This window comes from Streptomyces roseoviridis, assembly GCF_039535235.1.
GTDB classification, from domain to species: Bacteria; Actinomycetota; Actinomycetes; order Streptomycetales; family Streptomycetaceae; genus Streptomyces; species Streptomyces roseoviridis.
In genome coordinates this window covers 5,398,785-5,412,642 of record NZ_BAAAWU010000001.1, presented here as the reverse complement: position 1 = coordinate 5,412,642, position 13,858 = coordinate 5,398,785, and the positions used below count along the sequence as shown (strand labels likewise).

The window sequence follows — 13,858 nt, the reverse complement described above, 5'->3', positions numbered from 1 at the left end:
ATTCAAGCATCCAGGCGTCCCATTCGGCTGGTCCGCCGGGAATCGGCCACGCGCGCGTGCGGGCTTCGTCGTACGGCAGGGAGCCGACGGCCTCGGAGACGGCCCGGACGGCGGCGGCCCGGGAGGGTCCGCGCGCGCAGGTCCTCGTGGCGGCCGAGCAGGTCGGCGGCCCGCCGGGCGACCTCCGACTCGTCCTCGACCCTCACCAGGACGACCGTGTCGGGGTCGCGGCCCTCGGCGAGGGCGGCGACGGCCCGGTCGTGGCCGTCGAGGACCGCCCAGCCGTCGAACGGCGAGAGCCACCACAGCAGCACGGGCGGCAGGACGCCCTCGCGCGCCTGACGGCGGTACGCCTTCACGCGCGGGTCACCGGGTGCGGAGAGGGGGCGCAGCGGCAGGACGCCGTTCCAGCCGTCGTTCCAGTCGAGGTGGGCCGTCGGCCAGTCGCGCACGAGGTCGCCCCGCCAGACGTACGGGGGGAAGACCCGCCGCTCCGCGAGGAGCCACCGGCCCGCGTGGAGCGGGCCCCGCTCCACCCGCTCCAGGTCGCCGGCGAACCGGTGCCGCCAGTCGGGGCCGCGCCGGGCCTCGGCGGCGGTCAGCGGCGGCAGGGGCGAGCGGTAGCCCTCGCGGCGGTGGACGGTCACACCGCCGTGGTCCTGGTCGACCCGCGCGAGGAGGACCGGCCGGCCGGCCTGGCGGAGCAGCATCCTGCGGCCGTCGGTCATCTCCATGCGCAGGTCCGGGAGTCGGGCCGGGCCGGCGTCGGTGAGGAAGAGGGACCCGGACGGCGTGTCTCGGCGCATGACCGCACGCTGGCGCGGCGGCCGCGCGGTCCGTCGGGCGGCGTCCGGCGCGTGCCGCGGCAGGCGTGGGCCGCGGCCGGCCCGGTCCGACGGTCCTTCGGGTCACGGTGCGGGCGCGCTGTCCGGTCCCGGCGCTCGCGCTGACGCCGGCCCCGGTAGGGTCGGGTCCGTCCAGGCGGGTGGAGAAGCAGAAGGCGACCGAGACCGATGAGAAGGCTGGGGCTGGGGCTGAGGCGGATCGGGCCGACGCGGGCCGGGCGGACGCGGGGCGGGCGGAGCCGGGCGGCTCGCACGCTCCTCGTCGCGGCGACCGCGTCCGTGCTGGCGCTGACCGCGAGCGGGTGCGTGACGGTGCACGGCGAGCGGGAGCTGATCCCGGCGGCGACACCGGCCGAGGCGCAGCAGGCCCTGAAGGGCTTCACGGACGCCTTCAACAAGGCCGACAAGGCGTACGACCCGGCGCTCGACGCCGAACACGTCACCGGCGCCCTCGGGGAGATCAACCAGGCGGGCCTCCGGTCCCGGCAGGTCACGAACCCCGGCGGCAACCCGGAGCACCAGCCTCTGGAGCTCACCGACCCGAAGTTCGTGATACCCCGCAAGGCCGGCTGGCCGCGCTGGTTCGTCGCCGACACCGATTCCAACCGGGACACCGATCGGGGCGCGGGCGACAACCGCTGGGTGCTGGTCTTCCTGAAGGGCAGTGCCGCCGAGCCGTGGGAGGTCGCGTACCTGTCGATCCTGACCCCGGACGAGGTCCCGGCGTTCCGGACCGAGGCGGGGTACGCGGTGCCGGTCGCCCCGGACACCGGCGATCTGGCGGTGGCGCCCGAGGACCTCGGCGAGCGGTACGCGGCCTTCCTGAAGGACGGGCAGGCCGGCCCGTTCGCGGCGGGCCCGCACACCACCGAGTGGCGGGCCGAGCGGCAGAAGGCCGCCAACCGGCCCGGGCTCGTCACCCAGTACGTCGACCAGCCCGAGAGCAGCGGGGACTTCGCACCGCTCGGTCTGGCGACGGAGGACGGCGGGGCGCTGGTCTTCTTCGCCACCCGCTATTACGAGCGGCAGACGGCCGCGCCCGGCTACCGCCCGAAGGTCGGCCCGGACGTGAAGGCCCTGATGACCGGCGAGATCAAGAGCACGGTCACCAAGCGCTGGGTGTCCAGCCAGTCGGTCCTGGTGAAGCCGGCGGGGACGAGGGCCGACGGGGTCGTGGTCGTGGGCCGGCTCCAGGGAGTGACGGCGGCGGAGGGTTCGTAGCCCCTCGACGGCACCGACGCCACCGGTGGCCGGCCGGCCACCGGCTCGGGCACGGACCCAGCGGCCGGCGGCTCACAGGGGCGGCGCCTCACGGGGGCCGGCGGTCGGCCGCCCACCGAGCCGCGCGACTCGGCGGCAGCGGCTCAGCGGCTCAGCGGCCAGGCCACCCCGTGGTCCGCGGGCTCGCCGTGCTCCGCCTGCTCGGCCGCGTGCCGGGCGCAGGCGTCGGTGAGGGCCTCCAGGAGGCTCAGCGGCTCGGGCAGGGCGTGCTCGGGGCCGCGGAGCCAGGCGAGGACCGGCTGCGCGCCCTCGTCGCCCGGGAGGCGGGACGGCGGTACGAGGACGTAGCTGCCGCGGCAGTGCCAGCGCAGGCCCGGATGCTCGTCCATGGTCTCGGGATGGCAGTCCAGCTCGCAGGGCCACCACTCGTCCTCGTCCTCGGGCGTGCCCCGGGTGGCGGTGAAGAAGAGCATGCGGCCCTCGCCGGGCCGGTCCTCCGACACGCCGGACACGGCCACCGGTCCGACCTCGACGCCCTCGCCGAGCAGCCGTTCCAGGGCGGCGCGGCCGGCGGCGAGGGGGACGTCGAGGACGTCGTGGACCATGCCGGTGGCGGTGATGAAGTTGGCCTCGGGCTGGTTGCGGGCCCAGCGCTCGATCTGGGCGCGGTCGGTGGTCGACTGGGTCTGCCAGGCGAAGGAGACGGGGTGGCGGGCGGGCGTGGGGCAGCCGATCCGCTCGCAGGAGCAGCGGTAGCCGACCGGGTACGCGGCGGGGGCGAGGGGCATCCCCGCGGCGGCGACGGCCAGGAGCGCCTTCTCGCGGTCGTTCTCGATGTCGGCCGCGGTCCGCTTGGGGCGCCTGCGCAGCCATTGTGCGAGTTTGCTCTCCGTGCCGCGGTAGCGGCCGATGCCGTCGCCCATCTATCCCCTCACCTCATGCTCGCCCGTTCGGTCCTACGGGCTCTCCATGGTCCCACCATCCTGCGCCCTGGGTGACCGGAGTCGGGAACCGGGGTCGGAATCCGGGTGGGGAGCCGGGCCGGAGCAGGGGTGCGAGCCGGGTCAGGTGCGGGGGGCGAGGCCGCGCAGGACCAGGTCGACGAGGGAGTCGGCGTAGGCGTGGGTGAGCGGCAGGGTGCGGTGCAGCCAGCGGTGGTGGAGGGGGCCGACCAGCAGTTCGAGGGCGAGGCGGGGGTCGACGTCGGGGTCGGCGTCGCCGGCGGCCTGGGCGGCCTCGATGCGGCGGACGTACGCCTGGAGCTGGGGTTCCAGGAGTTTGGCGGTGAACTCGGCGCCGAGTGCGGGGTCGACGATGCCCTCGGCGGCGAGCGCGCGGGTGGGGCGGTCGAAGACCGGGTCGTTGAGCTCGTCGACGGTGGCGCGCAGCACGAGCCTCAGGTCGGCGGCGAGGTCTCCGGTGTCGGGGATCCCGGCTCCGGCGTCCTCGGCACCGACGGCGCGGGCGGCCTGGTCGGCGAGGTCGAGGAACGCTTCCAGGAGGACGGCGGCCTTGGAGTTGGCGGGCCACCAGCGGTAGATGGTCTGCTTGCCGACGCCGGCGCGGGCGGCGATTCCCTCGACGGTGGTCTTCGCGTAGCCCTGCTCGGAGACGAGGTCGAGGGCGGCGGCGTAGATGGCGCGGCGGGAGCGTTCGCTGCGGCGGGAGGCGTCGGGTGCCTTGGTGTCGGACATGGCGTCACCCTACCAAGGACGAGACGCATCGTCTCGTCACTCCGTCGGCCCCGTCCCGTCACCCGTTCGGGTGGCCGCTCGTCATCCGAACCACCCGAACGGTCCACTGCGCGCCGCCCCCGGAAGGCGGACCATGAGCTCAACGCTCATCGACCGTAGAGGAGCCCTCTTTGCGCACCACTCCGCGCGAGGCCTCGCCCCGCCGTTATCTGATGTGCCCACCCACGCACTTCGAGGTGACGTACTCCATCAACCCCTGGATGGACCCCACGAAGCCGGTCGACCTGCCGCTCGCCCTCGCCCAGTGGGAGGACCTGCGCGACCGCTACCGCGCGCTCGGCCACACCGTCGAACTGCTCGACCCGGTCCCCGGCCTGCCGGACATGGTCTTCGCCGCGAACGGCGCGACCGTGGTGGACGGCCGGGTGCTCGGCGCCCGGTTCGCCCACCCGGAGCGGACGGGCGAGGCGGCCGCCCATCTGGCCTGGTTCCGCCGGAACGGTTACGCGGAGACCGACGTGCGGGTGCCCGAGCACGTCAACGAGGGCGAGGGCGACTTCGCCGTGACGTCGTCCTGGATCCTGGCCGGCCGCGGCTTCCGCTCCAGCCCGCTCTCGCACGACGAGGCCCAGGAGTTCTTCGGGCGGCCGGTGATCGGCCTGGAGCTGGTGGACCCGCGCTACTACCACCTGGACACGGCCCTGTGCGTCCTGGACGACGCCCGCGACGAGGTCATGTACTTCCCGGACGCCTTCTCCCCCGGCAGCCGCGCCGTCCTGGAGCGGCTCTTCCCCGACGCCCTGCTCGTCCCGGCCGAGGACGCCGCCGTGCTGGGCCTGAACGCGGTGAGCGACGGCCGGCACGTGCTGCTCCCGCAGACGGCGGTGGGCCTGTACGAGCCGCTGCGCAAGCGCGGTTTCGAGCCCATCGGGATGGACCTGAGCGAGTTGCTGAAGGGCGGCGGCAGCGTGAAGTGCTGCACGCAGGAGCTGCGGCCCTAATCCGCCTCGGGGGGCCAGGGGTCGCCCCAGTCGGTGTCCCTGGCCTCCTTGTAGAGCGCGCCGTGCCGCTTGGTGACCGTCTCGCGCGCGAGTCCGTCGGGCCCGCACAGCTCCAGGAGGACCTGCCCCTTGCGGATCTGCGGCTTGCGGGTCACCCGGGAGACCGCCGGGGTCACCGGGAAGCGGGTGGCGGCCACGTAGGCGTACTTCTCGTCCTCGTACGGCAGCGAGCCGCCCTTGACCTTCCGGTGCAGGGACGAGCGGCTGACCCGGGCCGCGAAGTGGCACCAGTCCGTGCCGGGCACGATGGGGCAGGCGCCGCTGTGCGGGCAGGGCGCGGCGACGGTGAAGCCGTGCTCGATCAGCAGGCCGCGGGCGGCGATGATCCGCTCGTAGCCGTCGGGGGTGCCGGGCTCGACGATCACGACCGCCCGCGCGGCACGGGCGGCCTCGGTGACGAGAGCGGTGCGGTCCGCCTCGGTGAGCTCGTTGAGGACGTACGAGACGGTGACCAGGTCCGTGTCGGCCAGGCGCAGCGCCCCGCCGATGCGCTCGCGGCGCCAGTCGGCGTCGAAGACGCCCCGGGCGAGCTCGGCCCCGATCGCCAGGGCCGGCTCGGCCCAGTCCAGGACGGTGGTGCGGGCGGCGCCCTCCCACGCCTCGGCGACCGCCCAGCTCGCCGCGCCGGTCCCGCCGCCGATGTCGGTGTGCGTGGCGGGCGCCCAGTCGGGCGCGGCGTCCGCGAGGGCGTACAGGGCGGCCCGTACGGCTTCGAAGGTGGCGGGCATCCGGTACGCGGCGTAGGCGGCGACGTCGGACCGGTCGCGCAGCACGGGCGCGTGGGTCGGGGTGGCGCCCCGGTAGTTGGCGATCAGCCGCTCGACGGCCTGCGCGGCCTGCCGGGGCGGCAGTCCGTCGAGGACCGCGCCGAGCGCGCTGCGCAGGGTGTCGGCGGAGGGGGACGAGGCGTTCACCTCGACATTCTAGGGTTCGGGCGGATGCTGCCCCGCTGCCCCGCTGGCCCGCGCACCTCGCCCGGCCGGCCGGTCAGTCCGTGCGGGCGGCGCGCCAGGGGCGGCACATCAGCAGGAAGCAGGCGAGGGCGGCGGTGGCGCAGACGAGCTGGACGACGGCCATGGGGACGGCGGTGGTCTCGCCCGCGATGCCGACGAGGGGCGAGGCGACGGCGCCGATGAGGAAGGAGGAGGTGCCGAGCAGGGCGGAGGCGGAGCCGGCGGCGTGCGGGGTGCGCATCAGGGCCTGGGCGTTGGTGTTGGGCATGGCGAGGCCCATGGCCGACATCAGGACGAAGAGCCCGGCGGCCACGGCCGGGAGTCCGGGCTCGCCGAGGACGCCGCTGGTCATCAGGAGCAGGGCGACGGCGGCGAGCAGGATGATGCCGAGGCCCCAGCCGAGCGCCTTGTCGAGGCTGACCCGGCCGACGAGCAGCTTGCCGTTGATCTGGCCGACGGCGACGAGTCCGACGGAGTTGAGCCCGAAGAGCAGGCTGAAGGTCTGCGGGGAGGCGCCGTAGATCTCCTGGACGACGAAGGGCGAGGCGCTGATGTAGGCGAAGAGGGCGGCGAAGGCCAGGCCGCCGGCCAGCATGTAGCCGGTGAAGACGCGGTCGGCGAGGAGGCCGCGCATGGTGCGCAGGGCTTCGCGGACGCCGCCCGCGTGGCGCCGCTCGGGCGGCAGGGTCTCGTGGAGGAAGCGCCAGACGACCAGGGTGAGGACGACTCCGACGCCGGTGAGGACGTGGAAGACGCCCCGCCAGTCGGTGATCCGCAGGATCTGGCCGCCGATGAGCGGGGCGACGATGGGCGCGGCCCCGGAGATGAGCATGAGGGTGGAGAAGAAGCGGGCCATCTCGACGCCGTCGTAGAGGTCGCGGACGACGGCGCGGGCGATGACGATGCCGGCGGCGCCCGCGAGGCCCTGGAGGAGCCGGAAGCCGACGAGGAGTCCGGCGGAGGGCGCGAAGGCGCACACGGCGGTGGCGAGGACGTACACGATCATGCCGACGAGCAGGGGCCGCCGCCGGCCCCACGCGTCGCTCATGGGGCCGACGACGAGCTGGCCGAGCGCCATGCCGGCGAGGCAGGCGGTCAGGGTGAGCTGGATGGTGGCGGCGGGTGAGCGCAGCGCGTCGGTGACCTCCGGCAGGGCCGGCAGGTACATGTCCATGGAGAGCGGCGGGAGGGCGGTGAGGCCGCCGAGGACGAGGGTGACGAGCAGCCCGGCCCTCCGTGCGGAGAGGGCCGGTGCGGGCGCTATGTGATCGTCGGTGGTGGCCCGGCCGCTCTCCGGCATCGCCATGGACTGCTCCGTCTCGTCGAACCCTGTCCGGCCCTGTTCGTTGAAACCTGGCCGATTGCTCTCCCGAAGATTACGCGTGTCAGGCGGGCGTGAGGCCGGGCCTTCCGGCCTCCGTGACGAACGAGGCGGCCGTGGCGACCGGGGCGCCCGGGGTGGTCACCGCGGTGACCGTACGGAAGTCGGCACGGGCGCTGTCCTCGGTGAGGGCGACCGTGACGTAACCGCGCCGTCCGTCGTAGAAGCGCAGGTGCGGGTTGGCGCGGGTCAGGTTGTCGTAGTTGGCGGGCCGTTCGGAGCCGTTCCTTCCGCTGCTGACGGAGGTGGTGACGATCTCGGTGCCGACGGTCCGGGAGGCCGGGTCGCGGAAGTCGGCCTTGATGTCGAGGCCGTAGGCGACGTGGACGTCTCCGGTGAGCACCATCAGGTTCTCGATCCCGGCGGCCCGCGCCCCCGCGAGGACCCGCTGCCGGGAGGCGGGGTAGCCGTCCCAGGAGTCCATGGAGACCTTGTACGCGTCGGTGGGCAGGTTGCGGCGCTCGGAGAAGACGACCTGCTGGGGCACGACGTTCCAGGTGGCGAGAGAGTCCTGCCAGCCGTCGAGGAGCCAGCGCTCCTGGGTGGCGCCGGTCATGGTGCGCGAGGGGTCCTCGGACGCGGGGCCGGGCGTCTGCCAGCCGTCGCCGTACGCCTGGTCGGAGCGGTACTGACGGGTGTCGAGGATGTCGAACTGGGCGAGCCGGCCGAAGCGCAGCCGCCGGTAGAGCCGCATGTCGGGGCCGGTGGGCCGCTGGGGGCGGCGCAGCGGCTGGTTCTCCCAGTAGGCGCGGTAGGCGGCGGCGCGGCGGATCAGGAACTCCTCCGGCGGGACGCCGTTCTCCGGTGTCCCGCCCGCGTAGTTGTTCTCCGTCTCGTGGTCGTCCCAGGTGACGGCGAAGGGGTGGGCGGCGTGCGCGGCCCTGAGGTCCGGGTCGCTCTTGTAGAGGGCGTAGCGCAGCCGGTAGTCCTCCAGGGTCACGGTCTCGCGGGCGAAGACGTCCGGCAGGGTGCGGTCGGTGTAGGCGCGGGCGCCGCCGGTGGCGTCGACGGCGTACTCGTAGAGGTAGTCGCCGAGGTGGAAGACGACGTCGAGGTCCTCGTCCGCCAGGTGGCGGTGGGCCGTGAAATAGCCGTCGTGGTACGCCTGGCAGGAGACCGCGGCGAACTTCACGGCGGCGGGCCGGGCCCCGGGGGCGGGTGCGGTGCGGGTGCGGCCGACGGGGCTGGTCCAGGCGCCGGCGCGGAAGCGGTAGAAGTGGTCGCGGCCGGGGGCGAGGCCGACGGCCTCGACGTGGACGGTGTGGTCGAACTCGGCGTGCGCGGTCGCGGTGCCGCGCCGGACGCCCCGGCGGAAGTGCTCGTCGTGGGCGAGCTCCCACTCGACCGTCACCCGGGTACCGGCGGGCAGGCCGCCGCCGGGCTCGTACGGGCGCGGGGCGAGCCGGGTCCACAGGAGGACGGAGTGCGGCAGCGGGTCGCCGGAGGCCACCCCCAGGGTGAACGGGTCCTCGGTGATGCGCCGGCCGTCGAGCTCGGCGGCGGCCGCCGTACCGGCGGCAGGGAGGTTCACGGCGAAGGCGAGCGCGGCGGCGGCGCCGGTGGCCGTGAGGAAGCGGCGGCGCCCGACGTGCCGGGCCGCGGCCCGCAGTTCGGCCGCGTAGGCGTCGGCGCGGGTGCCGGTGCGGGTGCCGGTGCGGGTGTGCGTGGTGGTCATGTGCCCCTCCCCTGACGGATGTTGTCCGTCGGGTATTGCAGGCGCGCGGGACGACCGCACGTTGTCGGGTACAGAACATCCACGTGTCGGACGGATGAGTTCACGGGGCACGTGTCTGCCGTACGCTGCGCGGCCATGAGGACGGACACGAGGACCGGGGCGCGCGTCGCGGTGGTGACGGGAGCCGGGTCGGGCATCGGCCGGAGCGTGGCGCGGGCGCTCGCGGAGGCGGGCTGGAGGGTGGCGCTCGCGGGCCGCCGCCCGGAGCCCCTGGAGGAGACGGCGGCGCCCCTTCCGCCGGAGGACGTCCTGTGCGTCCCGACGGACGTGACCTCCGCCGCCCAGGTCGCGGCCCTCTTCGCGGCGGTACGGGACCGGTTCGGCCGGGTCGACCTGCTCTTCAACAACGCGGGCAGCTTCGCGGGCGGCGGCGTGCCGGTGGAGGACCTCGATCCGGAGACCTGGCGCGCGGTCGTGGACGTCAACCTGACGGGGGCCTTCCTGTGCGCGCAGGCCGCCTTCCGGGCGATGAAGGAGCAGTCCCCCCAGGGCGGCCGGATCATCAACAACGGCTCGATCTCGGCCCATGTGCCGCGCCCGCACTCGATCGCGTACACGGCGACGAAGCACGCCGTGACGGGCCTGACGAAGTCCCTGTCCCTCGACGGCCGCCCGTACCGGATCGCCTGCGGCCAGATCGACATCGGCAACGCGGCGACCGACATGACGGCCCGCATGCAGACGGGGATCCTCCAGGCCAACGGCGAGCTGGCGGTCGAACCGGTGATGGACGCGGCGGACGTGGCGGCGACGGTGGTGCACATGGCGGGCCTGCCGCTGGAGGCGAACGTGCAGTTCGCGACGGTGATGGCGACGACGATGCCGTATATCGGGCGAGGGTGAGGGACGGGTAGGGGGCGGGGCGGCGCCTGCGGGGCGGGAAGGCCCGCGGGGGCGGGGAACCCGGGCCCACGGGCTCGGCCCCGAGCCCATGGGCCCGGGGCCGGTCCGCGGGGGCCGGGCCGGGCCCGGCCGCCCGGAGAGGACCCGGCCCCCGATCCGGCGCGGCGGCACGCGCACAGGCGGAGGCCGGGCTAGTCGGCGGACGCCTGCCCCGTCTCGAAGCGGGTGACCTTGCCGCCCTCCACCGTGAAGCGCCACGCGGTCCGCATGGCGCCCCACCGGTCGTTGCGGTAGGTGGCGACGAGACCCAGGCCGCCGTCCGTCTCGTCCTCGACCTCCATGTGGCCGTTGGAGGAGAAGACCTCCCGGTCGAGCCATTCCCGCACGTTCCGGTCCGACCCGTCGTCGGACATGGTGGCGTCGGGGGTGAGGAGTTCGTCCAGGGCTGACTGGTCGTTGGCGTTGAGGGCTTCGACGAAGGCCCGCACGGTGGGGTCGCTGAGCCGGTCCACGGGAAAGGTCATGCCCTACCCGTACACCGGCGCGCCCCGCGGGCCCGGGAACCGGGCCGCGCGTCAGCGCACGGGCTCGGCCACCTGGGCGAGCAGCGCGGCCGACTCCTCGGACGTGAGGACCCGTTCGAGGACGAGGTCGCCGGTCATGCCGGGGAAGAACCGCCCGGCGTCCCACCTGCGGAGGTACGGGGGCGGGTCGAGGACGACCAGGCGGTCGCCGTCGACGACGGGGATGTCGGACGGGTTGCCCTCGTGCCAGATCCACTCCCCGTCGGCGCCCACGAGGTTGAAAGAGCCGGTCGTCGGGACCGTGCCCGCGCGGTCGCGGCAGCGGGCGACGGCGTCGGCGGAGGGTGCCTCGCCGGGTAGGTGACCGCCGCCGATGAGGGCGTCGGCGAGGAGGGTGTCGAGCTGGAAGTTGTCGCCGATGCCGGAGACGCGCAGCGCGAACCCGGTGCCGGTGGCGCGGTCGATCGCGACGACCGGCTCGTCGTCGAGCACGGCCAGCGCGTACTCCAAGCACTTGAACCGGAACCGGTCCTCCACCGCCTCGGCGACCCGGCGGACGGCGGCGATCAGCTCCGGGCGGCCGGGGACACCGCGGCGCACGGCGGGCGAGTTGAGCATGGCGACGCCGGCCGCCTCGAACCGGGGCAGCGACTGCCAGGCGAGGACCGCGCCGTACCCGAAGTGCTCGGCGTCGGCCTCCGTCAGTGCGTCGCCGTCGTGCTCGGGCGGTTCGCCCCTGCCTTCCGCCGTCCAGCGCCGGGCGAACTCCTCGGCCGCCTCGAAGGCGTCCCGCGCGGCGGCGAGGACGGCGGGGGCGCAGGCCATCGGGTCGGCGCCCCGCTCCACACACGCCCCGACCATCACGGCGACCACGGCCCGCGGCCCGGGCGGCACGTCGGGCAGCAGGGCGGCGAGCCGGGGCGCCGCTGCGCGCCGCGCGGCGTCGCCCGCCTTGCCGAACGCCCGCCGCAGGGCCTCGAAGGTCCTCTCGGCGGCATCCGCGTCCCGCCGGCCGACGGCGGTCTCGAACTCCGTCACGGCGGCCTCGAACCGCCCACGTCCGAATATCATCCGCGCACCCTACCGACCGCCCGCGAGCTGGCAGGCTTGCCCTCCATGACGGACACCTGGCCCACCATCGCCCGCCTCCAGGAATGGCTCACGGCCCATCAGGACCTCCCGCCGGAGCAGGAGATCCTGCTGCGGGTCCTCAAGCTCTCCGAGGAGGTCGGCGAGACGGCCCAGGCGGTGATCGGCGCGACGGGCCAGAACCCCCGCAAGGGCCGCAGCCACACCTGGCGGGACGTCGAGGCGGAGCTGTGCGACGTCGTCATCACGGCGATGGTGGCGCTGCGGACCCTGAATCCGGACGCGGCGGAGGTCTTCGCGGGCCACCTGCGCCGGGTGGCGGAACGGTCGCTCCCGGCGGAGGTGCGCCCCGACCGGCCGCCTCAGGAGGAGGCAGGAGGAGCCACGGGCGTCACCCGCGACCGGCCGGATCGGTAGCGCGCATTCCGGCGTGAGGCCAGAAGGGGGCCGGCGCGAGGCCGGCATGCGGCCGGTAGCAGGGAGGGGCAGACGAGTCGGGCTGTACGCCGGGTTCTGTACCCCGGGACCTCGCGGTCGTCGGGGTGACGGCCATCCATCTAGGACCGGCGTTGCCGCCGGCCTCGTGCGGTCTACCCGCGGACTCGGGCGGGCAGCCCTCGATCGTCCGCGCAGGGACACCGAGGTGTCCCCTTTTGACCTTGCTCCTGGTGGGGTTTACCGAGCCGCCTGAGTCACCTCAGGCGCTGGTGGTCTCTTACACCACCGTTTCACCCTTACCGAGGACCGAGGTCCCCGGCGGTCTGTTTTCTGTGGCACTGTCCCGCGGGTCACCCCGGGTGGCCGTTAGCCACCACCTTGCCCTGTGGAGCCCGGACGTTCCTCGGGAGGATCCGAGGATCCCCACGCGGCCGTCCGCCCGGCTCGTCTGCCGTGCCGACCATGCTACCTGGCGTTCCGGCGGGGCCGGGCCGCTCCTCGTCCGGGCCGGCCGGCGTGACCGCGCCGGGCGAACCTGCTGACGACGGGCGCGGCCAGGGAGGCCGGTGGCACTCGCTGTGCCGGGTCGATCGTCGCCCCTCCGGCGTCGAGAGCACTCGGGTCGGCGGGCCCGCCGACGGGGGACGCGCAGTGGTGGCGCCGCGCACCCGTCACGTGCACGGCGCGCACCCCCGCCGGGCGTTCTGCGGACCCGGATCACCCTCGCGGGCGGCCCGCGCGCGGCGCCTCACCTTGCGTTAGCCCGCGTATGCAATTATTGTTCCGACGCGTAAGGCGCAGATGCAATCACTTTCCCCATGCGCATGCCCGGCCGAGCGGGGCGCGTACAGGCCCGACCGAGCCGGCTCGTGTGCCCATGGCCACGACACCCCGGCCGGAGCCCATCCACTCCCCCTCAGGGCCCTGCGCCTCACCTCTGCGCCGGGAGTCTCACCAGCCCCCGCACCCCTCACCGAAAGGGCACGTTCATGTCGCTCAAGAACATCCTTCCCGGCCGTCTCGGCTTCGGCACCGCCCCGCTCGGCAACATGTTCCGCGCGATCCCCGACGAAGAGGCAGCCGCCACCGTCGAGGCGGCCTGGGACCACGGCATCCGCTTCTACGACACCGCTCCCTTCTACGGCGCCGGCCTCGCCGAAGAGCGCCTGGGCCGGGTCCTCGCCGGCAAGCCCCGCGACGCGTACGTCCTGTCCACCAAGGTCGGCCGCGTCATCCTCGACGAACACGAGACCGACGTCCCCGACTTCGGCGAGAAGGGCGGCCTGTTCGAGCACGGCAACCCGAACAAGATCCTCCACGAGTGGACCGCCGACGCCACCGAGCGCTCCATCGAGGGCAGCCTCAAGCGCCTCGGCACCGACCGCCTCGACATCGTCTGGGTCCACGACATCGCGCAGGACTTCCACGGCGACGCCTGGCTCGCCAGGTTCGAGGAGGCCCGCACCGGCGCCTTCCGCGTCCTGTCCCGCCTGCGCGACGAGGGCGTCATCAAGGCGTGGGGCCTCGGCGTCAACAAGACCGAGCCGATCGAGCTGACCCTCGCCCTCGACGAGCCCCGGCCCGACGGCTTCCTGCTCGCCGGCCGCTACACCCTCCTCGACCACGAGCACGCCCTCACCCGCCTGCTCCCCATGGCCCAGGACCAGGGCGTCGACATGGTCGTCGGCGGCCCCTACAGCTCCGGCATCCTGGCCGGCGGCACCCACTTCGAGTACCAGCAGGCCCCGGCAGAGATCATCGAGCGCGTCGAAAGGCTCAGGGCCCTGGCCCAGGAGCACGGCGTCAGCATCAAGGCCGCCGCGCTGCAGTTCTCCCTCGCCCACCCGGCCGCCGCCGCGGTCACCCCCGGCGCCACCCGGCCCAGCCGCATCGCCGAGGACACCGCCGCCCTGAACGAGACCGTCCCGGCCGCGTTCTGGACCGGCCTGCGCGCCGCCGGCCTGGTCAGCCCGGCCGCCCCGCTCCCGAACGACGCCTGACCCCGACGGCCACGTCTCCACCCTCCGCGTCCCCATGGTCCCCGGCCGATGCAGCCCCGACGGCGTCAGCAAGC

13 protein-coding genes and 1 other RNA gene are annotated in these 13,858 nt (G+C 74.5%); 5 read left to right on the top strand and 9 right to left on the bottom strand.

The annotated features are described in order from the left end of the window. Positions 1 to 2: 2 nt before the first annotated feature. Entirely contained in the window at positions 3 to 806 is an 804-nt protein-coding gene (locus ABD954_RS24480) for a hypothetical protein (RefSeq protein WP_345488885.1), read from the bottom strand. A gap of 207 nt (positions 807 to 1,013) precedes the next feature. Here ABD954_RS24480 and ABD954_RS24475 point away from each other — a divergent pair, with 207 nt between their 5' ends. After that, positions 1,014 to 2,066, top strand: a complete 1,053-nt coding sequence (locus ABD954_RS24475) for an SCO2278 family lipoprotein (protein WP_345488883.1) — start codon at positions 1,014 to 1,016, stop codon at positions 2,064 to 2,066. A gap of 143 nt (positions 2,067 to 2,209) precedes the next feature. Here the strand turns inward: ABD954_RS24475 and ABD954_RS24470 are convergent, their stop codons facing one another. Both ABD954_RS24470 and ABD954_RS24465 read right to left on the bottom strand, forming a co-directional pair. Then, positions 2,210 to 2,989 (bottom strand): bifunctional DNA primase/polymerase, encoded by a 780-nt coding sequence (locus ABD954_RS24470; RefSeq protein ID WP_345488881.1) that lies wholly within the window; start codon positions 2,987 to 2,989, stop codon positions 2,210 to 2,212. 141 nt (positions 2,990 to 3,130) lie between these two features. Then, positions 3,131 to 3,760, bottom strand: a complete 630-nt coding sequence (locus ABD954_RS24465) for a TetR/AcrR family transcriptional regulator (protein WP_345488879.1) — start codon at positions 3,758 to 3,760, stop codon at positions 3,131 to 3,133. 170 nt (positions 3,761 to 3,930) lie between these two features. Between ABD954_RS24465 and ddaH the strand changes: the two genes are divergently transcribed. Next, positions 3,931 to 4,761, top strand: coding sequence for a dimethylargininase (gene ddaH, locus ABD954_RS24460; RefSeq protein WP_345488877.1), 831 nt, complete (start codon positions 3,931 to 3,933; stop codon positions 4,759 to 4,761). On the opposite strand, the gene ABD954_RS24455 is transcribed toward ddaH, so the two are convergent. The 3 genes from ABD954_RS24455 to ABD954_RS24445 form a co-directional block, all read right to left on the bottom strand. Further along, a complete protein-coding gene (locus ABD954_RS24455; protein WP_345488875.1) occupies positions 4,758 to 5,735 on the bottom strand; it encodes a small ribosomal subunit Rsm22 family protein in 978 nt (325 codons plus the stop codon). The two genes, ddaH and ABD954_RS24455, sit on opposite strands and share 4 nt — an antisense overlap. A 73-nt stretch (positions 5,736 to 5,808) precedes the next feature. Next, positions 5,809 to 7,074 carry a Bcr/CflA family multidrug efflux MFS transporter gene (locus ABD954_RS24450; protein ID WP_345492446.1) on the bottom strand — a complete coding sequence of 422 codons (1,266 nt, stop codon included), beginning with the start codon at positions 7,072 to 7,074 and terminating at the stop codon, positions 5,809 to 5,811. A gap of 85 nt (positions 7,075 to 7,159) precedes the next feature. Beyond that, positions 7,160 to 8,830, bottom strand: a complete 1,671-nt coding sequence (locus ABD954_RS24445; RefSeq protein ID WP_345488873.1) for an alkaline phosphatase D family protein — start codon at positions 8,828 to 8,830, stop codon at positions 7,160 to 7,162. Between the two features lie 135 nt (positions 8,831 to 8,965). Between ABD954_RS24445 and ABD954_RS24440 the strand changes: the two genes are divergently transcribed. Continuing rightward, positions 8,966 to 9,733, top strand: a complete 768-nt coding sequence (locus tag ABD954_RS24440) for an SDR family oxidoreductase (protein ID WP_345488871.1) — start codon at positions 8,966 to 8,968, stop codon at positions 9,731 to 9,733. A 191-nt stretch (positions 9,734 to 9,924) separates the two neighbouring features. Here ABD954_RS24440 and ABD954_RS24435 read toward each other — a convergent pair whose 3' ends face one another. Together ABD954_RS24435 and ABD954_RS24430 are read right to left on the bottom strand one after the other, a co-directional pair. Then, positions 9,925 to 10,257, bottom strand: coding sequence for a nuclear transport factor 2 family protein (locus ABD954_RS24435; protein WP_345488869.1), 333 nt, complete (start codon positions 10,255 to 10,257; stop codon positions 9,925 to 9,927). Between the two features lie 51 nt (positions 10,258 to 10,308). Continuing rightward, on the bottom strand, positions 10,309 to 11,328 hold the full coding sequence (locus ABD954_RS24430; RefSeq protein WP_345488867.1) for a hypothetical protein: 1,020 nt from the start codon (positions 11,326 to 11,328) through the stop codon (positions 10,309 to 10,311). A gap of 45 nt (positions 11,329 to 11,373) precedes the next feature. Between ABD954_RS24430 and ABD954_RS24425 the strand changes: the two genes are divergently transcribed. After that, positions 11,374 to 11,763, top strand: coding sequence for a MazG-like family protein (locus ABD954_RS24425; RefSeq protein ID WP_345488865.1), 390 nt, complete (start codon positions 11,374 to 11,376; stop codon positions 11,761 to 11,763). 69 nt (positions 11,764 to 11,832) lie between these two features. Here ABD954_RS24425 and rnpB read toward each other — a convergent pair. Continuing rightward, an RNA gene (gene rnpB / locus ABD954_RS24420) (RNase P RNA component class A) lies at positions 11,833 to 12,231 on the bottom strand. Positions 12,232 to 12,773: 542 nt separating this feature from the next. On the opposite strand from rnpB, the gene ABD954_RS24415 reads away from it, so the two are divergent. Continuing rightward, a complete protein-coding gene (locus ABD954_RS24415; protein ID WP_345488863.1) occupies positions 12,774 to 13,784 on the top strand; it encodes an aldo/keto reductase in 1,011 nt (336 codons plus the stop codon). Positions 13,785 to 13,858: the final 74 nt, after the last annotated feature.